Genomic DNA, 19910 nt, shown 5'->3' with positions numbered 1-19910 from the left:
GCGCGGCGATCGTGGGGCCGGTCCCCCTCCAGCACATCGCGCCATCGGGTGTCGGCGGGAGAGGACGTCCGGCCCTGTTTCAGGGCCGAACAGACGGTGCTTGCGTGTGCTGGTCATGGCCTGCGCCGGTCGGTGTGGAGGGCCGGGCGGGGGCAGGCGGCGACGGCTTGGCGGGCGTGGGCGCGCAGATGGCCGGGTACCGCTCGGTCTTCAGGATGGGGTAACCCCATTCGTCGAGGTCGATCAGTTCGGGCAGATCGGGGAGCAGACCGGCCGACGACCACGCCCGGCCCTCCGCGATGCCCCGGTCGTCCTCGACGACCAGCACCCGCGTCTCCTCGGCCACGCCCACGCCCGCGTCCCTGGCGCCCACGCCCGCGTCCCTGGCGCCCAGGCCCGTTGCCCGTCCTCCCCGGCCGTGAGATCAGATATCCGTACCCGACATCCAGCCTGCCCCTCGCGCCGGATGCGACGGCAGGCCCGTTCGTCCCTGTATCGCGCTGTCCGGGCCACTGCGTCGTACCGGCACGCAAGTCGGTCACGAGGTCACCAAACCGTTCAAACCGACGGCGGCCAGGTGGCTCCTGATGCCACCTGGCCGCCATGGGGTTCAGCCAGGGCGTGGCGCTCAGCGCAGCTGGTTCAGCGCTGCCTGGAAGGCGGCGGCGTGTCGGGCCTCGTCCGCGGCGGTGTTACGGAAGTAGGAGGCGGCGGCGGTGTCACCGACGGCGGTCGCCTGCTTGGCGAACCCCGGGTAGATGGTGGTCGCCTCCGAGCGCTCCCCGGTGATGGCCTTGTTCAGGTTCGCCTTCGTGGTGCCCACCCGCCCGGCCAGGACCGCCTCGCCGGCGAAGTGCTCGTGCAGCTCGACGGCGGCCGTCCCTTCCCACAGACGGGCCAGTGCGGGGTTTCCGGTCTGCTTCGCCTGCGCCGCGAACAGCATGTACTTGGCGTAGGCCAGGGCCTCGCCGTGCATCGCGGTGTCCAGGTTGGTCTTCGTGCGGGCGGCGCTCACCTGTGGCAGCCCGGCGGGTACCGCGACCGTCTTGGCGGCGCTCGGGGCCGGGACGGTGCCGTGGCCGGAGGTCACGGCTGCGAGCGCCGTGCGGAAGGCATCGCGGTGGTGGCCCTCGTCGGCGGCGATCTCCGTGAACAGCTCGGCGGCCTTCGTGTCCCCGTCCTGCCGGGCTTGGGTCGCGAAGCCGCGGTACATGACCTGGTGCTCGTACGTCTCCCCCTTGATCGCCTGGCGCAGGTTGGCCGCGTTCGTGCCGACCACTCCGGCCAGCGTGGCTGCCTCGTGCAGGTGCTCGTTCAGCTCGGTCTGCGCCGTGGTCCGGAAGAGCCGTCCGATGGCAGCGTGGGCCGCGCCGTCGGCTTGAGTGCCGAAGAGGCTGTAGGAGGCATGGGCGAACGCCTCGCCCTTCATGGCGGTGGTGAGGTCCGTGAGCGTCTGCGCGTGAAGCGCCCGGGCGGCTTGCTGCGGGTGGGGGTCGGCCGGGGCGGCGAGGGCCAGGGCGGGGGCCGCCTGCGATGCCGCGGTCAGCGCGCACAGACTGACCAGGAGCGTACGTATCGAGTGGCGGAACACGACTTCCTCCTCCGGGGGCCCCTTGGGTGACAGCGCCCCTTCCTCATGGGACCCGTTCGGGTGCACCCATGCCGTGTCTGCTGGGCCTTCCGGGTGATGACCGAACGTGACCAGGCGCGGGTGAGCTGCCGCGACGGCGGTGGTACGGCAGCACCTGGGAGCACGCCCACGGGCACGTGCGGCATCGCTGTCTCAGGGGTTGCCGGGAGGGCCATCGGGGCCAATGCGCTGCGCGGCACAGTGGCGGAGGACGGACGAGAGCCGGGCGGGCGGTCCTAGAGTCGGCTTGGCGAGGAGGCGCGGCATGGCCAAACCTGTCGTCGTGGGAGTCGACGGCTCACAGTCCAGCCTGGACGCGGTCGAGACGGCGGCAAGCGAGGCGGCGCTGAGCGGGGTCGGCCTGCGGCTGGTGCATGCCTTCGGGTGGCCCTCGATCCATCCACCGCCTGGTGGGCCGCCCTGGGATCCTGCCGGGGCGGGCGTGCGCGAGCTGCTGGACAGCACGCTCGCCGAGGCCGGACAACGGGCACGCGAGATCGCACCGCAGGTGGACTTCACCCGAGAGGCCACCGTCGGCGAGCCGCTGATGGTGCTGGAGATCGCGTCGCGCACCGCCTCGCTCGTCGTGGTGGGCAGCCGCGGGCTGGGCGCGTTCGGCAGCCTGCTCCTCGGTTCCACCGCCGTACATCTGGCCGCCCACGGTCGCTGCCCGGTGCTGGTGGTACGGGGCAGGCCGAACCCGACCGGTCCCGTGCTGCTGGCGGTGGACGGCTCCCCGGCAGGCGAGCGAGCTGTCGAGTTCGCCTTTGCCGAAGCGTCGATGCGCGGTGCGGACCTGCTGGCCTTGCACGTGTGGAACACCTGGAGCGAACGGGCCTACGAGGGGCCGGGCGACCCGCTGAACATGGTGGTCGACATCGACCGGCTCCGCGAGGAGGAGCAAAGGCTGCTGGACGACACCCTGTCGCCGTGGCAGACGCGCTACCCCCAGGTCACGGTGGAGCGGCGCCTGGTGCGCTCCCGGATCCGCCCGGCGCTGATCGAAGCGAGTCACGACGCGCAGCTGGTCGTGGCCGGTGCGCGCGGACGCGGTGGCTTCACCGGCCTGCGGCTCGGCTCGGTCAGCCAGGCCCTGCTGCATCACGCGCACTGCCCAGTCGCCGTGGTCCGCGGCAAGGAGTGACCACCGCCACCTCTCCGTTGGCTTTGATGTCGGCGCCGGTCAGCTGAACCGACAGCCGAGGGCGGTCACGAGATCCCGACACAGAACGAAGGCCCTTACCAGCGGCACAGGCATCTCCTGATGCCCCGCCCTCGCGCAACCGACGGCTGAAGTTGCCTGTGCAGCGAATGGGAGCGGGAGGGGGCTGGCCTGGGGTTTCGTGTGCTGCAAGCGCAGGAGCCCTCCCGTCCGCTGGATGGAAAGGCTCCTGACCTGGTGTTTCTCTGTGCCCCCGGCAGGATCCGAACCTGCGACACCCGCTTCAGGAGTGGGATCGAATCCTTGCCGGGGCGTGCGTGGTGCTGTCGCGTGATGCTGTCTCGCCTGGTCAGCGTCACGCGGCTGGGTGCTTCATCCGGCTCATGGTGGCCTGTGCCGGACAGTCCGCTCACGCATCGCGCACGCACGTCGGCATCGGTCGGACAATGTCGGAGCGGGCCTCCCCGTCCCGGAAGGCCCGCTCCGGCGAGGGCACGGCTGCGGGACTGTCACGCCCCCCGGTATCGCAGGTCCCCCGTCTGAGCGGTGGCCGTCGTGGATCTGGGCCCATCGGACCGGCTCGACACAACGGCAGGCCAACAAGCCACACCCCTGAGCCGAGCATGTCGGAGAGGCATTCATCCGCAGGCCGGTGCGTTGCCTTCGGAGCCGACCCCGCGGACCGGGACGAGGAGGGTGAACGTGGCCGGAGCCCTTCTGGTGAGGGAGAGTCGGCCGCCGATGGATTGGGCCAGTTCGGAGGCGAGGGCGAGTCCGATGCCTGTCCCGTGGCCGCCGCCGGTGTGTCCCCGGTCGAACAGCTGCGCCGGCTCGCCCTCCGCGGCTCCCTCGTCGCTCACGTCGAAGGCGAGGGCGTCGTTCAGGTCCCGCACCACCAGTCGCACGGTTCCGCGTCCGTGCGCCCGTGCATTGTCCAGCAGGACGCCGAGCACCTCCGAAACGGGGCCACCGGGGACCAGGACATCCGCGGGTGCGTCATGTGTGCCGCACTCCAGGCGTCTGCCGTCGGCGGCGAACAGGCCGTGCCAGTGCTCCTGCGTCTCCAGAAGGAGGTGTGCCACCCCAATGTCCCGGGCGGCCGGGCGGGGCCGGTCGGGGGAGCGGGACAGGCGTAGCACTTCCTCCACGGTGTGGTGGAGGCGATGGGTGGTGTCCAGTGCCTCGGTCAGCACGGGGCGTAGTCGGGTGTCGTCGTCCTGGGCGAGGCCCGCCTCCAGAGTGAGTTGCAGGCCGGTGAGCGGGGTGCGCAGCTGGTGGGAGGCGTTGGTGGCAAAGTCGCGTTCGCGGCGTAGAAGTTCGGACAGGCTGCGAAGCATCGCGTTGTGCGTGCGGGCCACCTGATCGATCTCGGCGATGCTGTTGGGGGCCGCCCACGCGTTGAGGTCCCCTTCGGCGACGGCTCGGCAGTGGCGGGAGAGGTTCTCCAGCGGGGCGGCCAGCGCCCGAGCCTGCCGGCGGGCGACCAGTACCGCGATGGTCAGCGCGACTACGGTCACGCCGAGCAGTACGGCCCACGCCGCCAGGACCCGGTCGCGTACGGCGCCGGCGGGGGAGGACGCGCGGACCACGCCGATCACCTGCTCGGCGTGGGAGACCGGTACGGCGGCGACCAGATCGCCGCCCGACTGCCCCCGGACCACCTCTCCGCCAAAGGCGCGGTGGACCGGCGCGTCCGCCGTCCCAGGGCCGCTGCCCGCCCGCTTGGCCTGCTGCGGGTCGTACAGGCCCAGATGCCCCCCTGCCGGCGCCCTGGGCAGTTCCACCGGGTCACCGGTTGCATAGTCCGGGCTCACCCGTACGGCCGCGGCGAGGGCCGCGCGCTCCAGGGTGTCCCGCTGCCCGGCATACAGGGAGGACCTGATGGCCAGGGCCAGGGGGACGGCGAGCAGGACCACGGCGACCAACGCGGCGGTGAGGGCGACTCGCACCACGCGCTGTCTCATGCCCTCATCATGCGGCGGTTCGGCGGGGTGCGCGGGGCTGGGCTCACGCTTTTGCCGTCGTCTAACCCTCGGCGAGCAGGGCGTTAACCGGCCGCTTCCTAGCGTGGGTGCCATGACCGTCCGGTCCGGCGGATTCCTTGGAGGGCAGTGGTGATGGCAGCACATGCACGGACGTCCGCGGCAGTCGGGCTGGTGATCGTCGCGGCGGTGACCGCGGGCTGTTCCGGTTCCGGCTCGCACTCCGGTTCCGGTTCGACGACATCAACGCCGCCAGCCTCCTCGGAGCGCGCCGGAAACGGGCAGAACAAACCGACACCCGCTCCCACCGAGTCCAATCCGCCCGGTGACATCCCCGACAACCAGGTGTACGTCGTCTACCGGCCGACAGGCGGGTCCTTCTCCGGTTTCACGGTGAAGGTGCCTGAGGGCTGGGCCCGTACCGAGCAGGGCGGCAGCACGGTGTTCACCGACAAGTTGAACACCGTGAGGATCACGGCGGTCTCCGCGTCCACCGCGCCCACGGTCGACTCGGTCACCAAGACGGTTGTCCCCAAGCTGCGCTCCCAGGTGCCGAAGTTCGCCGCGCCGAAGGTGTCGGAGGTGTCTCGGCACGCGGGCCGTGTCGTCCGGTTGACCTATCAGGGTGACTCGGCGAAGGACCCGGTCACGGGCAAGGTGGTGCGCGACGGGTTCGAGCGGTATGCCTTCTACAAGTCGGGCCACGAGGTGGATCTGACCTTGTCCGGCCCGGTCAACGCCGACAACGTCGACCCGTGGCGGATCATCAGTGACTCCTTCGCCTGGCGGTGAGCACCATGGCGTCCGAGTCGGTGCTGGCTGCTCGTGAGCTGTACCGCTTCTACCGGGCCGGCGAGGAGGAGACGCTCGCGTTGCGCGGGGTGTCGCTGCGGGTCGGGCGGGGTGAGACGGTGGCGGTCGTGGGTCCCTCGGGATCCGGCAAGTCGACTCTGCTGGCGTGTCTGGCCGGGCTCGACGAGCCCTCCGGCGGGGAGGTCCGCGTGGACGGCGTGCGCATCAGCCACCGGCCCGAGACCGAGCGGGCACGGCTGCGCGCCCGGCACATCGGCGTGCTGCTGCAGACCCGCAATCTGCTGCCCCATCTGAGCGTGCGGGACAACGTCCGCCTGCCGCAGCGCGCCGCGGGCCGTAAGCCGGCCGCCTCGGCCAGGGAACTGCTGACCCAGGTGGGTCTCGGTGAACGGATGCACGCGCTGCCCCGGCAGCTGTCCGGAGGGGAGCTGGCGCGGGCAGGGCTGGCCGTCGCGCTGGCCAACTCCCCCGCTGTCCTCCTGGCGGACGAGCCGACCGGCGAATTGGACGGGGAGACCGAGCAGATGGTCCTCGCGATGCTGCGGGAGCGGGCAGCGCAGGGATGCGCGGTGCTGATCGTGACGCACAGCACCGACGTCGTCAGGAGCGTGGACCGGGTGATCGCACTGGAGGACGGCAGGGCCACCGACGCCTCGGCCCAAACCGCCCGGCCTGCGCCGCAGGGGGTCCCCGATGCCACCGGATGAGGTACTCGTGACCTGCACCGACGCGGCTCTCACCTTCGGTCGGGGCACGCAGGCCGTCGTGGCCGTGCACGGTGCCCACCTGGAGATCGGGGCCGGCGATCGGCTCGCAGTCGTCGGCCCCTCCGGGTCGGGGAAGAGTTCGTTGCTGCACCTGCTGGCCGGGCTGGAACAGCCCACCAGCGGAACGGTGACCCGGGCCACCTCCCTCGGGCCGTACGACATCGGCCTGGTCTTCCAGGGCGACAGCCTGATCCCAGCCCTGAACGTGGTCGAGAACACGGCCCTGCCCCTGGTCCTCGCCGATCGCCCGGAAGGCGAGGCCCGGCAGGCGGCCCTCGCGGCGCTCGCGCTGGTCGACGCCGTCGACCTGGCGGACCGGCTGCCCGAGGAGATCTCCGGTGGTCAGGCCCAGCGGGTCGCCGTGGCCCGGGTCCTGGCCCAGTCCCCCCGCCTGATCCTCGCCGACGAGCCCACCGGCCGCCTCGACCACGCCACCGGCGGCCGTGTCCTCGACGCCCTCCTCACCGCCGCCGACCACACCGGCGCGGCCCTCGTCGTCACCACCCACGATCCCGCCGTCGCCGCCCGCCTCACCACCCGGCGCGCCATGCGCGACGGCCGACTGCTCGCACCCGAGGAGGTGCCATGATCGGCTCGTGGACGGCCGGCCTGGCCCGCCATCGCACCGGACGTCTGCTGGCTGCGCTGGCCGGGATCGCCCTCGCGGTCGCCCTGGTCGCCGCGCTGGGCTCTTTCCTCACGGCGTCGAAGGCGACCATGACCCAGCGTGCCGTGCGCTCGGTCGCCGTCGACTGGCAGGTCCAGGTACAGCCAGGCGCCGACCCCGGCGCGGTGATGTCCCTGGTCCGCAAGGCGCCGGGAACCCGCGCCGCCCTGCCCGTCGGTTTCGCCCACACCACCGGCTTCACCGCGCGCGTCCAGGGCAGCACCCAGACCACAGGCCCCGGCATGGCCCTCGGCCTGCCCGACGGCTACCGCGCCCTCTTCCCCGACGCCATCCGCACCCTCTCCGGCTCCCCGACGGGCGTCCTGCTGGCCCAGCAGACCGCCTCGAACCTGCACGCCGCTCCCGGCGACACCATCGGCGTCCAGTTTGCCGGCATCGGAGTGCGACAGGTGAAGGTGGACGGTGTGGTCGACCTGCCCCAGGCCGACTCGCTCTTCCAGACCGTCGGCGCACCCAGCCAGTCCCAGCCGACTGCACCGCCGGACAACGTCGTCCTGCTGCCCGCCGCCAGGTTCGCCGCGCTGACCCGCGGTGCCTCTGCGGTCACCACCCAGATCCACGTGGCGCGCGACGACGCCCGCCTGCCCTCCGATCCGGCTGCCGCCTTCACCGCCGTCACCGGCGCCGCCCACAACCTGGAGGCCCGCTCCGCGGGCGCCGCACTGGTCGGCAACAACATCGGCGCCGCCCTCGACTCCGCCCGCCAGGACGCCCTGTACGCCCAGATCCTCTTCCTCTTCCTCGGCGTCCCCGGCGCGGTCCTGGCCGCCGCCCTGACCGCCGCGGTCGCCTCGGCCGGCAGCGAACGGCGCCGCCAGGAGCAGGGCCTGCTGCGCCTGCGCGGCCTGCGCCCCCGCCAGATCACCGCCCTCGCCGGGCTGGAAGCGGCGCTGATCGGTCTCCTCGGCGGCCTGGCAGGACTGGGCATCGCCGCGCTGAGCGGCCGCCTCGCCTTCGGTGCCGCCTCCTTCGGAGCGGGCGCGGGCACCTGGGCCTGGTACGGCACCGCCTTCGTGCTGGGTGCCGCCGTAGCTGCCGGAGCCGTCCTCGTCCCCGCCCTGCGCGACCTGCGTACGGTGACCGTCGCCGAGACCCGCAAGGAGTCCGGTGCCCGCAGCACCAGGAACCCGTGGTGGATGCGGTACGGCCTGGACTTCGCCCTCCTGATCGGCTCCTGGCTGGTCTTCCGCGCCTCCTCCGGCAACCAGTACGCGTTGGTCCTCGCCCCGGAAGGCGTGCCCAGCATCTCCGTGTCGTACTGGGCCCTCCTCGGCCCCGCTCTGCTGTGGATCGGCGCCGCGCTGCTGCTGTGGCGGCTCACCCTCCTCGCCCTCACCCACGGCCGCCCCGCCCTGGCCCGGCTGGCCCGCCCGCTGACCGCGACCCTCGCCGGCACCACCGCCGCCACCCTCTCCCGGCGCCGCCGCCCCCTGGCCCGCTCGGTGGTGCTGCTCGCCCTCGCCGTGTCCTTCGCGCTCTCCACCGCCGTCTTCAACGCCACCTACCGCCAGCAGGCCGAGGTCGACGCCCGCCTGACCAACGGCGCCGACGTCACCGTCACCGAACCACCCGGTGCCCGTGTTCCACCCGGTGCCGGATCCGCCCTGAAGATCTCCGGCGTACGGCACGTCGAACCCCTCCAGCACCGCTTCGCCTACGTCGGCTCCGACCTGCAGGACCTCTACGGCGTCCGTCCCGACACCATCGCCCGGGCCACCTCCCTCCAGGACGCCTACTTCGCCGGCGGCACCGCCCAGCAGCTCATGCGCAAGCTGGCCCAGCGCCCGGACAACCTGCTGGTCAGCGTCGAGACCGTCAACGACTTCCAGCTCGCTCCCGGCGACACCGTCAACCTGCGCATCCAGGACGCCCGCACCAAGGCCCTGCGCACCGTCCCCTTCCACTACGCCGGCATCGCCAAGGAGTTCCCCACGGCACCGAAGGACAGCTTCTTCGTCGCCAACGCCGCCTACATCGCCAAGGCGACCGGCAGCGACGCGGTCGGCGCCTTCCTCCTCGACACCGGCGGCACCCACCAGAAGCAGATCGCCACGCGCCTGCGCTCGCAGCTCGGCACCAGCGCCACCGTCACCGACCTCACCCAGACCCGCGGCACCGTCGGCACCAGCCTGACCTCCGTCGACCTGGCCGGACTCACCCGCATCGAACTCGCCTTCGCGGTCCTGCTGGCCGCCGGAGCCGGGGGACTGGTTCTCGCCCTCGGGCTCGCCGAACGCCGTCGTACCTTCGCCATCGCCACCGTCCTCGGCGCACGCACACGCCAGCTGCGCGGCATGGTCCTCACCGAGGCCCTTCTGCTGGCCGCAGGAGGCCTGGCCGGGGGTGCCGTCATCGGATGGGCGCTGTCGGAGATGCTGGTCAAGGTACTCACCGGCGTGTTCGACCCGCCGCCCGCCACCTTGGCGGTGCCCGGCGTCTACCTGACCCTGACCGGAGTGGCCGCCTTGACCGCCGTACTGGCGGCAGCCCTGAACGGCATCCGCGGTGCCCGGCGCCCCGCGGTGGAGGAACTGCGCGACCTGTGAGCCCGCCTGCAGGGGAGCGACCTGTCTACTCTGTTGCCATGGGCACGCCTGCCGCACCGGACCGCAGCCGCCTGCACATCCTGGTCGTCGAGGACGACGACACCATCGGACACCACCTGGAAGCCGACCTCCGCGTCAACGGCTACCGCCCCACCTGGAGCCGCACCGGCGCCTCGGCCCTGGCGGAGACGGACCGCACTGCCTACGACGCGGTTCTCCTGGATCTCGGCCTGCCCGACCTCGACGGACTGGACCTCGCCCGCACCCTGCGCGCCCGCCTCCCCGACGTGCTGATCGTGATCCTCACCGCCCGTACCGACGACATCGACGTCATCGCCGGCCTGGACGCAGGCGCCGACGACTACCTGGTCAAACCCTTCAGCCTCACCGTCCTGCTGGCCCGCCTCCGCGCCCACCTGCGCCGCCAGACCAGCACGTCGCAGCCGCAGCCCCCACTACGGCTCGGCGACCTGGTCATCGACACCACGTCCCGCCGCTGCACCCTTCACGACACGGAGATCGCCTTGCGGCCGAAGGAGTTCGACCTCCTCGCCCTGCTCGCCAGGAACCCCGGCACCGCCGTCTCGCGAGAAACGCTGATGGCACAGGTGTGGGACGAGAACTGGTTCGGCCCCACCAAGACCCTCGACGTCACCATGGCCGGCCTGCGCCGACGTCTCACCCAGGCCGCCGAGGAGTCCGCCCGCCCTTGCCGGTTGCCTCACATCACCACGCTCAGGGGACATGGTTACCGCCTTGAGTGCTGCGGCTAGAGCGGTGGGCCGGGACGAAGAGTTGACTGGCCCTGGTCAGCGCCAGTCCCATGGGATTCTGCGGCACACTGAGCCCGCCCGGCCGGGTGGGCCGGGCGGGCTCAGTGCGGTCTGTCAGCCCATGTCCGTCAGGAGGGCGTTCAGTTCCTTCTCCTGCTGTGCAGGCGACATCGGCGGGTTCGGGTGATCGATGCCGAACGTCTTGAGCACCTTGTCCATCTGGGCGTCGATGGAGGTCCAGCCGGTCTGGTCCAGCGGCTGCAGCGAATCCTGGTCGGCGTCCCACAGGTCACGCAGCTTCTGGGCTGCCGCATGGGCTCCGGCCGCGTTGCCCGAGCGTGCGTCCTTGAGCGAGGTGGAGGCGAGGGTCTTCAGTGCGTCGACCTTGGCGGGCGGGAACTTCTTCACCGCCTGGCCGGGAGCCATCTGGACGGCGGAGGTGTTGTCGGTCTCCGGCGCCGGGCCGACGTGCGGCTGGCCGTGGGCCCAGACCAGCAGGCCCGCGGTGGCGACGGCGAGCAGTCCGAAGCCGGCCAGCGCGGTGCGCTCCTTGCGCGGGTTGCTGGTGGCCGGTGCCGCGTGGGTCGCCTCGTGGGTCTCGGTCACGTCCGAGCGCGTCACCGTCAGGTAGACCACCGTGGCCAGGATCAGGCCGAGGAAGATCAGGCTGGTGGTGAATGTGCCCAGGTCGAGACCGGTCGGGTCGCCCGGGTTCTGGGCGACCTTGGGGGAGGCGAGCCAGTCGCCGATGTTCGCGCCGAGCGGGCGGGTCAGGATGTAGGCGAGCCAGAAGGACAGCACCGGGTTCGCGCCGAACCTCCACAGCGCCGTGATCGCCGCGATGAGGCCGAGCGGGAGCAACACCGAGACCCCCGGGCTCCAGCCGGTCAGCTCCAGGGTCCAGTCGCCGGTCGCGGTGCCGAGCGCGAAGGTGACCAGGACGGTCAGCCAGTAGAACGACTCCCGCGGAAGCGTCGTGACCGAGTGGATCGACAAGGTGCGCTCGCGCAGCCACCAGACACCGAAGACCACCGCAAGCAGCACCGAGAAGACCGCGGAACTGATCCACAGCGGCACGTTCAGCTGGTCGGTGAGGATGTCGGTGTACAGGGTGCCCGTGACGCTGACAACGACCACGGTCAGCCAGTAGGGGAACGGAACGTACCGCTTCAGCCGCAGCTGGACGGCCAGGACCACCACGAACACCGCGGTGAAGATCCAGGCCGTGTTCACCAGGCCGACGCCCAGCTTCATGTTGATCCAGTCGGCGAAGCTCTCACCGACGGTCGTGCACAGGATCTTGATCACCCAGAACCAGACGGTGACCTCGGGAACCTTGTTGAGCATGAGCCGCCCGCTGCGCGCGCGTGCTTCCGTTGTCGTTGTCATGCGGGGAGGTTTACGCGGGGAATCTGCACATAACCTGACTACGCGGTTGCACGGGCGGCCGGGAGCGTCACCTCGACGTGACCGCGGCCGTCCGCGATCGCACGGACCTCCACACCGGCCGAGGCGGCGATGCGCCGGACCACCGGCAGCCCCAGCCCGTACCCGCCACCGCCGGTCACCCCCGCCTCGAAGACCCGGTCGACGTCCGCGGGATCGAATCCGGGGCCGTCGTCCAGGACATCGACCACGACGGCCTCGCCCTGGTTGCGGGCGGTGATCCACACACGGGACTTCGCATGCCGCAGGCCGTTGTCCAGCAGGGGTGACAGCAGCGACACGGCGACGTCGGCCGCCACGGCGACCTCGACCTTCGCGGGGAAGGCGACCTCGACCGCGCGGCCGGCGATCACCTGTCGTGCGGCGGAGCGCAGGTCGCACCGGGTCACCTCGTCCGTCCGTGCCCGAGCGGCGCGCAGAAGCGTCGTGATCGCCGCATCGAGGCGGTCGACCTCGCTCAGCACCGCCTCCGGCGGCACCGGCTTGCCGGACAGCTGCGCCAGCTGCGCCTCGGCCCGCAGGACCGTGAGCGGTGTCCTGAGCTCGTGGGCGATCTCATCGGTGAGCCGTCGCTCGTCCGCCAGCGCGTTGTCGACGCGTTCCAGGAGGTGGTCCAGGGTCCGCCCCAGTTCCCCGAACTCGTCGCGGGGGACTCCGAGGTTGAAGCGGCGCCCGGGTTCGTGATGGCCCCAGTCGTCGGCGAGGGCGGCCATCTCGTGCACGACCCGCAGCGCGCGGTGTACCACGAGGTGCGCGACACCGCCGGCGAGGAGGATCGTGAGGCCGCCCAGTATCAGGGACAAGGCCAGGCTGCGCTGCTCGGATGTCTCGTAGGGCGTGAGGTCCACCCGGACGATCACCATGACGTGGTGGCCGTGGATCGGGACCTGCCGCGCGTACAGGAGGTAATCGCCGACCGTCGCGGTCTGCGATCGCCCGGAGTCCGCCAGCTCCTCGACGCGATCGACCACGCTCGGCGGCACGTTCCCGTCGATCAGGCGGCCGTCGGCATACACCCAGGCGACCTCGTCCAGCGCCTCGCTGCTGTTCTCCGTCAGAACGACACGGCCGCCTTTGGCGGTGACGTTCGCCGCGACCGCCTCGGCGCGAGTACGTGCCAGATCGTGCGCGTCGGTGTCCGTCACCCGGCTCAGCAGCACGTGCGAGACCACGACCAGTATTGCCACCACGGCGGTGGCGATCAGCACGGTGAGCGCGACGACCCGCTTACGGAATCCCGTCACTGCCATCGGTAGCCCACGCCGCGGACGGTCGCCAGCCGCTCGGCCACGCCCAGCGGACCGAGCTTGGCCCGCAACCGGCGCACATAGGAGTCGAGAGTGTTGTCGCTGACCTGCGCCCCGTGCGGCCAGCCGGCAGCGATGAGGGCGTGGCGGCGCACCGCGTCGCCCTGCGAGGCGATCAGGCGGCCCAGCAGCCGGAACTCGGTCGGGGTCAGGCTCATGCTCACCGCATCGTAGGTCACCACGTGCTTCGCCGGATCGAGGACGACCTCGCGCGGTGCGGGCGCGACGGTGGCCCGGCGCAGCAGCGCCCGGACCCGGACCAGCAGTTCCGGGATGTCGAAGGGCTTGGTCATGTAGTCGTCGGCGCCGGCCTCGAAGCCGCCCACCTTGTGATGCAGGCCGTCCAGGGCGGTGAGCATCAACACCGGCGCGTCGACGCCGCGAGCCCGCAGGGCCACGCAGACGTCGCGGCCGTCGGCGTCCGGGAGCCCGAGATCCAGGACGACCAGATGGGGCGCCGGTGCGAGCTGCCGCAGCAGGCTGTCGGCCGTGGCGGCGACGGAGACGGTGTGGCCGTCGTGCTCCAGGGCGCGCTTGAGGACGCCGCGGACCGCCGCGTCGTCTTCGCACACCATGATGAAAGCCACGTGCTGACCCTAGATACTCCCGTCCAAGTTCTCTATCTTCCCTGCTCAGCCGCCTGACGGTGGGGAGCAGGCCGCTGTTGACTGCCTCACGTGCGGGCCGGCCCGCGTCGAACCGTACGGTCGCAGCCATCGACGCGTGTCGCATCCCGGATCCCGGGGACATGCTGTGACAGCTTGCGCGCACCGGTGTCCTGCGGCCCCCGGCGTCGGGCCGGGGACCGTTCTAGGCAATAGAACGCAACACCGTGGGAGGCCGGACCCGTACGACTCGGTTGGCGGCTGTCTTCTGGAGCAGGCCGTAGGCGAGGACCGGGAGCAGTAGATGTGGTTTGTCCGGGAGCACGGCGGTGATCAGTACGGCGCTGGCGCTGCTGTTGTTCATGCCGCAGGCGAGGGTGAGCGAGGAAGCGGCGGGCGGGTCCAGCCGCAGCAGCCGCGCCGCGCAGCGGCCGAGCACGAACGACAGCTGGCAGACCAGTGCCGCCACGACCAGCGCGGCGCCCAGCAGCAGCGGGCGTGGCCGAGCGATGAAGGAGCCGAGGGCGCCGCTGGCGTTGACGTACGTCAGGACCAGCGAGCCGGCCAGGGCCACAGGCACGACTGCGCCCAGCGCCCGGCCGAGCAACGACGCGGGCAGGGCGAGCCGGACCAGGATGCCCGCCGCGCAGGGCAGCACCACGCCGACGAAGGTGAACCCACCGCCCGCGGTGTGGACACTCGCGGCCAGCGAGCCGGCGTAGCCGCCACTGAGCAGCGGAGACAGCAGCTCGATCACCAGTGGTGTGGTGAGTGGGCTGATGAGGGTGGAGGCGAGGACCAGGCCGACCATGGTCGGCTGGTCGCCGTCGCCCTTGCCGGTCCACACCGTGGCGCCGGCCGCCACGGGCATCGCCACGATAAGGATCATCGCGGTGACCAGGCCGCTGCCGCCGTCGGAGTCGGGCGAGGCGTGCAGCAATACCGCGACGAACGGGATGACCAGCAACGGGATCGCCAGGTGCAGCGCAAGCCCGGCGAGCAGTGCACTCGGGCGCCGCAGCACTCGGCCCAGCTCACGGACCGGGACCTGGAGTCCGGCAGAGAACAGCACCAGCCACAGCAGGCACGGTGCGGTGGAAACCGGCAGTCGGATCAGTGGCCCGAGCGGCAGCGCGTGGGAGTGGCGCAGCCACAGGCCGGGGCCCGGCACGAGCAGGGCTGCGCCGTAGGACAGGACGACGGCCCGGCCCAGACGGCGCCGCAGCCAGGCGGTCGCGCGGTCAGTGGGCGCCGGTGTGGCGGTGGGAGCTGGTGCGTGCATGGCGGTCTTCTTCCGTCGCGGGGGCAGGGGCGGGACGGAAGACCGTTATGCGGAGACCGCGTGCGTGTGTGTGCATGGAGCCATGGTGCGCGCACGGAACGGGCGGGGCAGGTGATCCACGGCGGCAGTCAGGATGTGTTCAGGCACCCGATGGCACGGTCGGGCAACATGGCATACGAGACGTCTGAGGATCCGGTGCTTGAGGAGGTCGGCCAGGCAGCCCCTTCCCGTCAACGGCTGCGCTGGAACAAGGTGCCCGAGGTCACCGTCTGCTTCTGGGTGATCAAGGTGCTGTGCACCACGGTCGGCGAGACCGCCGCCGGCCTCCTGAACGAGAAGGCCGGCCTCGGGCTGACCGGAGTCTCGCTGCTGATGAGCGCGCTGCTCACCGTCGTCCTGGTGGTGCAGTTCCGCACAAAGGGCTACCGCCCGGGCGTGTACTGGCCCGCCGTCGCCCTGATCAGCGTCGTCGGAAGCCTGGTCAGCGACAATCTCACCGACAACAGGGGCGTGCCGCTGGAGACCACCACGGTCTTCGCGATCGCCCTGCTGATCGTCTTCGCCCTCTGGTACCGCACCGAGCGCACCCTGTCGATCCACCACATCGACACGACCCGCCGCGAGGCGTACTACTGGCTCGCCGTCCTGTTCACCTTCGCGCTCGGCACCTCCGCCGGCGACCTGGTCGCCGAGGAGATAGACCTCGGCTACTGGGTATCGGCCGTGCTCTTCGCCGCGGCCATCGCCGCGATCGCCCTCGCGTGGTTCTCCCTCGACCTGAACGCGGTCTTGAGCTTCTGGATCGCCTACATCCTCACCCGGCCTCTCGGCGCCTTCGTCGGCGACTACCTCTCTCAGCCCACCGGCGACGGCGGCTTGGGCCTGGGTACCGTCGTCACCAGCGTGCTGTTCCTGGCAGTCATCCTCGGCCTGGTCGTGTACCTCTCGGTCACCCGCAAGGACATCACCGCACCAGAGAAGGCAGGGACACTCGTGGCCTGAGCCACCACAATCCAGACCACACCAGGCAACGCTGCCGGTGCCCTGGCCCGATCCGGACGATTTTGAGGAGCCGGACACCCACGCTGACGAGGGCGAACAGCCCCTGCCATACACGGCGGCCCCCGGCACCGGGCAGGAACCGGGGGCCGCCAGCACGAGCGCCGGTTCAGGGAACAGGTGCATGTATCCACCGGACCAACGCTCCGGCGGCAGGGAAGTCACGCGCAATGCAGGTCGAGCGCCCCGGATCACCACCCGGACTGCGAGGCGGCTTCGATGGCGAACGTGCCGTGGCGGCCGGTCAGGCGCATGATGCGCGTGTCGCCGGTTGTCCGCTGAGCCACTCTCAGGCCGTCCTCTCATATGTCGTCCCCAGGTACTCCTTCACCGGTCCCACCAGTTCCTTGTAGAACGGCGTGCGGTCGGCTGCCTGGAGGATCTGGGCGCAGATGGTCAGTTCTGCCACGCGTGCAGCCGGGGTGTCGAGGACGTGACCGAGGGTCTGGCGGACGCGGGCGGCCAGCATGAGAGTGGCGCACGCGAACGCCCTGGCGGTACGCATGCGCTGGGCGGTGGCGTCGTCAGGCGCCGAGAACATCGATCACCTCGTGCAGGGTCTTGTCCGGGAGCGGAGGTAGAACGAGGACGCGATGAGCGGCCTCCCAGTGTTGCGCATGCCCGGACCCCAAGAGGACGTGATTCACGGACGACGCTTCGGAAGCCTGAAGTCGTACATGGTCCGGGTCATGGAGCTGATGCCTGAACCGGCGGTGGACTTCGAACACCCCTCCCTTGCAACACCTCTGATCATTCGTGACATGCCCAGGTCCGTCACCGGCTTCAACTCCTCTCCGGAGGTATCGCCCGAACCTGAAGACGCCGGACCTGATCGACATGTACGACGTGCCGTCAAAGACCTGGCTGAACACGTTCCTTCGCCTCGTGATCGACGCTCTGTGATCAGCCCCCGCCTTGGTTGGCCGGGCGGGAACCGTCACGTCGTGTGATAGCCGGCCACCACTCGTCATGGCTCTTGGAAGCCCTATGCGGCCATGGGCGGGTCCTCGCCGTCAGCCGGGATCGCCACGCGGGGCTGCTCCTCGGTCTCCTGCGGCTTGGCTGCCTCGTCCTGCTTCTTCTTGAAGCGCTCCACGGCGTCACGCACTTTCCCAGCTGAGCCCGGATCCACCGGCTTGATTCCCGGTTGATCGTTTCGGGGTCGTGCAGGCCGTGTTGGGGCTGAGTTGCGGTTTCGGGCATGGGGTGGCCGCTGGTCTGCCCAGCTCTTCCACTCTGTCCACAGGTCTCGGGCCCTTTCGGGCAGGTCGGTCAGGGAGCGTCAGAGGGCTGGCGGTGCATGCACCGTGCTGAACAGCTGGGTGAAGTCCTCGCTCCAGGGCCAGCGCTCGGGCAGGTGCAGGGTGAGGCGGCGGGCGGAGCGGGCCAGGCGGGCGGGCACGTTGATCAGGCGGTCACGGATGGTGGCGGTGGTCGCCCTGGCATGGAACGCGGAGGCCAGGGCGCCGACGGCGCGGGTCAGGTTGTGTGCCAGGGCCGCCAGGGCGAGCCACGCGGCGTTGGCCTGGAAATGACCGGACGGCGCGTGGGCGAAGCCGCTGTTCTTGACATCGGCGATCACCTGCTCGACGACAGCGTGCCGGCGGTGATCACGCTCGGCATCCCTCACGGCGAGCGGGGAGTCGGTGAACGCGGCGTGGTAGCGCCAGGTATCGAAGAGCGTGCCCTGTCCGGCGGGGACGGTGCCGGCGCTCAGGCGTTTGACGCGGCGCACGATCAGTCGGGCGGTAACTTGCTGTTTCTTCGGCTTGGAAGTGAAAGCGGTGTAGAGGATCTCGGCTATCTCGGCGTCGGAGATCCAGCACTGGCCCTCATCGTCCCAGACCGCTTGGGGATATTTGATCGGTGTCCAGGCGTCCTCGTCGATGCGAGCGATGGTGGCCTTGACAGAGGCGTTCATCCGCATGGTGATGGAGTAGCGGGCACCCAGGGCCCGGCAGACGTTGATGACGTCGGCGCCGTAGAACGCGGAGTCCGCCCGCAGCACCAGCAGGCCGCTGGCGCCGCAGGCGCGTGCGGTGCGGATGGTCTCAGCGACGAACGCTGCCGCCCCGCGCGCCGAGTTCGCGGGTCCCTTACGCAGCCTGGTGGCAGCGATCACGGGGGCGGACAGGGGTGTGGAGACGACGCCGAGCAGTGCATTCAGGCCCTTGACCTTGCTGTATCCGTAGCCGGCGCCCTGTTTGGCGTAGCCGTGGGTGCGGCGGATGGTGTCGTCGATGTCCACGTATGCGGCCTGGTCCGCGCCGGGCAGCAGCGGGGTGTGACGGGCCAGTTCGTGCAGGAACCGGCGGGCCACGGCGTGCACTTGCTTCACATGCCCGTGGGTGAAGGAGCGCAGGAACGACCCCAGCGTGGACGGGGCCCGCACACCGGTGAACAGGCGGCCCATCGCGCCGTGCCGCAGCCGGTCCATGTCGTCGATGCTGTCGGCGCCCGCGGCCATGCCGCCCACCAGCGACATCAGTTTCGCCGCTGGGAAGGCGCCGGTGCCGTCCTTCGAGGCGGGCAGCCGGACGTGCTCGCCGGCCAGCTTGGGCAGACCGCACCGCTCGGCCAGCCGCACCACCGGCTCCAGCCCGCCGTACGCGATCAGGTTCGGGTCATCGAACGCGGATGAGACCGCCGCCGCGGCATGGGAAGATCGCATCTCGGAAGTGCCTTGTCGATCGTGCCTGATGTGGTCCTAGAAAAACCCCATTATCGCAGGTCGCAAGGCACTTCTTCGTTTCTGGGTGAACCATCCGCCGGCATCAAGCCGGGGTGATCCGGGCTCAGCGCACCAGGAAAGGGGGGTTCTGACAGTACCTGTATCACCAGGGCCTCCCAGATGTGCACAACGCCTGTCAGCCTGGCGTGAGTCGAAAGCGCCGACAGCACTTCATGGACACGCACTGCAGATTTACCTCCGTCAGCTCAATTCAGCTGCTGCCCCGAATGCGTGACCGTGTCGGCGCATTCTGACACGACAGAAGGAACGGATACCAATGACGGACAATCAATTCACCACTCACGCGGAACTTTTCGATCTGAGTGGGAAGTACGCACTTGTCACTGGCGGCACCAAGGGCATTGGGATGATGATTGCGCGCGGCCTTCTCCAGGCGGGCGCCCGCGTCGTCATCAGCTCACGTAATGCGGACACGTGCGCGGAGGCACAGCAGCTGCTATCCGAATTCGGCGACGTCCAGGCAATTCCCGCCGACCTGTCCAGGCACGACGAGTGCCAGCGCCTCGCTGATCTCGTCATGGCCGACTCGGAACGCCTGGACATCCTCGTCAACAACGCGGGAGCGATGCGTAGCGAGCCGCTGGAGACGTTCCCGGACGAGGCCTGGGATGCAGTGCTCGACCTCAACCTCAAGTCGCCGTTCTGGCTGGTGCAGGCACTGCTTCCCGCACTTCGCAGGGCGGGAACCGCCGATGATCCGGCACGGATCATCAACATCGGCAGTATCGCCGCCATTCACGTCGCCCAGGCGCCCACCTACTCGTACGCCAGCAGCAAAGCGGCTCTCCATCAGCTCACCAGAGTGCTTGCCCGGGAGCTGGGTCCACAGCACGTCACGGTGAACGCGGTAGCACCGGGAGTCTTCCCGTCGCAGATGATGGGGGCCACGCTCGATGCCATCGGCGACAAGATCGCGGCGGCGGCCCCACTGCGCCGGCTCGGCCGCGACGACGACATGGCGGGTGCCGCTGTGTTTCTCGCCAGCCGGGCTGGGTCCTACCTCACGGGCGCCATCATCCCGGTAGATGGCGGCACCGCGACGACTGCAACGGGTACTCCCCCCGTCATGGGCCACTGACTAGTACGGCGAACGGGCCT

At 70.5% G+C, this 19910-nt stretch carries 18 protein-coding genes; 8 read left to right on the top strand and 10 right to left on the bottom strand.

The window, feature by feature from the left end; translation table 11 throughout:
- Positions 1-79 precede the first annotated feature (79 nt).
- Together GQF42_RS20080 and GQF42_RS20075 are read right to left on the bottom strand one after the other, a co-directional pair.
- Positions 80-373, bottom strand: coding sequence for a hypothetical protein (locus tag GQF42_RS20080; protein ID WP_158921828.1), 294 nt, complete (start codon positions 371-373; stop codon positions 80-82).
- A gap of 255 nt (positions 374-628) precedes the next feature.
- A complete protein-coding gene (locus GQF42_RS20075) occupies positions 629-1591 on the bottom strand; it encodes a ferritin family protein (protein ID WP_233273395.1) in 963 nt (320 codons plus the stop codon).
- A 304-nt stretch (positions 1592-1895) separates the two neighbouring features.
- On the opposite strand from GQF42_RS20075, the gene GQF42_RS20070 reads away from it, so the two are divergent.
- On the top strand, positions 1896-2774 hold the full coding sequence (locus GQF42_RS20070) for a universal stress protein (protein WP_158921826.1): 879 nt from the start codon (positions 1896-1898) through the stop codon (positions 2772-2774).
- Positions 2775-3430: 656 nt separating this feature from the next.
- Here the strand turns inward: GQF42_RS20070 and GQF42_RS20065 are convergent.
- Positions 3431-4756: a sensor histidine kinase gene (locus tag GQF42_RS20065; protein ID WP_158921824.1), complete on the bottom strand. Its 1326-nt coding sequence runs from the start codon at positions 4754-4756 to the stop codon at positions 3431-3433.
- 153 nt (positions 4757-4909) lie between these two features.
- Here GQF42_RS20065 and GQF42_RS20060 point away from each other — a divergent pair, with 153 nt between their 5' ends.
- The 5 genes from GQF42_RS20060 to GQF42_RS20040 are packed head-to-tail and all read left to right on the top strand — an operon-like array spanning position 4910 to position 10361.
- A complete protein-coding gene (locus GQF42_RS20060) occupies positions 4910-5566 on the top strand; it encodes a hypothetical protein (RefSeq protein ID WP_158921822.1) in 657 nt (218 codons plus the stop codon).
- A gap of 5 nt (positions 5567-5571) precedes the next feature.
- On the top strand, positions 5572-6294 hold the full coding sequence (locus GQF42_RS20055) for an ABC transporter ATP-binding protein (protein WP_158921820.1): 723 nt from the start codon (positions 5572-5574) through the stop codon (positions 6292-6294).
- Positions 6281-6943 (top strand): ABC transporter ATP-binding protein, encoded by a 663-nt coding sequence (locus GQF42_RS20050; protein WP_158921818.1) that lies wholly within the window; start codon positions 6281-6283, stop codon positions 6941-6943. Before GQF42_RS20055 ends, GQF42_RS20050 begins: the two co-directional genes overlap by 14 nt.
- A complete protein-coding gene (locus GQF42_RS20045) occupies positions 6940-9588 on the top strand; it encodes an ABC transporter permease (protein WP_158921816.1) in 2649 nt (882 codons plus the stop codon). The genes GQF42_RS20050 and GQF42_RS20045 overlap by 4 nt, the downstream gene beginning before the upstream one ends.
- Before the next feature lie 38 nt (positions 9589-9626).
- Positions 9627-10361: a response regulator transcription factor gene (locus GQF42_RS20040; protein ID WP_158921814.1), complete on the top strand. Its 735-nt coding sequence runs from the start codon at positions 9627-9629 to the stop codon at positions 10359-10361.
- A 114-nt stretch (positions 10362-10475) separates the two neighbouring features.
- Here GQF42_RS20040 and GQF42_RS20035 read toward each other — a convergent pair whose 3' ends face one another.
- The 4 genes from GQF42_RS20035 to GQF42_RS20020 all read right to left on the bottom strand — a co-directional run bounded on the left by GQF42_RS20035 (position 10476) and on the right by GQF42_RS20020 (position 15001).
- Positions 10476-11750 (bottom strand): COG4705 family protein, encoded by a 1275-nt coding sequence (locus GQF42_RS20035; RefSeq protein ID WP_158921812.1) that lies wholly within the window; start codon positions 11748-11750, stop codon positions 10476-10478.
- Between the two features lie 38 nt (positions 11751-11788).
- Positions 11789-13057: a sensor histidine kinase gene (locus tag GQF42_RS20030; protein ID WP_158921810.1), complete on the bottom strand. Its 1269-nt coding sequence runs from the start codon at positions 13055-13057 to the stop codon at positions 11789-11791.
- Positions 13048-13701 carry a response regulator transcription factor gene (locus GQF42_RS20025; RefSeq protein ID WP_158921808.1) on the bottom strand — a complete coding sequence of 218 codons (654 nt, stop codon included), beginning with the start codon at positions 13699-13701 and terminating at the stop codon, positions 13048-13050. The genes GQF42_RS20030 and GQF42_RS20025 overlap by 10 nt, the downstream gene beginning before the upstream one ends.
- Positions 13702-13924: 223 nt before the next feature.
- The gene (locus tag GQF42_RS20020; RefSeq protein ID WP_158921806.1) at positions 13925-15001 is read right to left on the bottom strand and encodes a bile acid:sodium symporter family protein; all 1077 of its coding nucleotides are present in this window, start codon (positions 14999-15001) and stop codon (positions 13925-13927) included.
- Positions 15002-15169: 168 nt separating this feature from the next.
- On the opposite strand from GQF42_RS20020, the gene GQF42_RS20015 reads away from it, so the two are divergent.
- Positions 15170-16003: a COG4705 family protein gene (locus tag GQF42_RS20015; RefSeq protein ID WP_158921804.1), complete on the top strand. Its 834-nt coding sequence runs from the start codon at positions 15170-15172 to the stop codon at positions 16001-16003.
- Between the two features lie 346 nt (positions 16004-16349).
- On the opposite strand, the gene GQF42_RS20010 is transcribed toward GQF42_RS20015, so the two are convergent.
- From GQF42_RS20010 to GQF42_RS20005, 3 genes are all read right to left on the bottom strand, one after another.
- Positions 16350-16601 (bottom strand): hypothetical protein, encoded by a 252-nt coding sequence (locus GQF42_RS20010; protein WP_158921802.1) that lies wholly within the window; start codon positions 16599-16601, stop codon positions 16350-16352.
- A gap of 444 nt (positions 16602-17045) precedes the next feature.
- Positions 17046-17168 carry a hypothetical protein gene (locus tag GQF42_RS46975; protein WP_267906145.1) on the bottom strand — a complete coding sequence of 41 codons (123 nt, stop codon included), beginning with the start codon at positions 17166-17168 and terminating at the stop codon, positions 17046-17048.
- A 174-nt stretch (positions 17169-17342) separates the two neighbouring features.
- Entirely contained in the window at positions 17343-18731 is a 1389-nt protein-coding gene (locus GQF42_RS20005) for an IS1380 family transposase (protein ID WP_158917100.1), read from the bottom strand.
- A gap of 337 nt (positions 18732-19068) precedes the next feature.
- Here GQF42_RS20005 and GQF42_RS20000 point away from each other — a divergent pair, with 337 nt between their 5' ends.
- On the top strand, positions 19069-19890 hold the full coding sequence (locus tag GQF42_RS20000) for an SDR family oxidoreductase (RefSeq protein ID WP_119987691.1): 822 nt from the start codon (positions 19069-19071) through the stop codon (positions 19888-19890).
- The last annotated feature ends 20 nt before the right edge of the window (positions 19891-19910 follow it).

It is taken from the genome of Streptomyces broussonetiae (assembly GCF_009796285.1).
GTDB classification, from domain to species: Bacteria; Actinomycetota; Actinomycetes; order Streptomycetales; family Streptomycetaceae; genus Streptomyces; species Streptomyces broussonetiae.
This window is presented reverse-complemented; position numbering and strand designations above follow the sequence as displayed.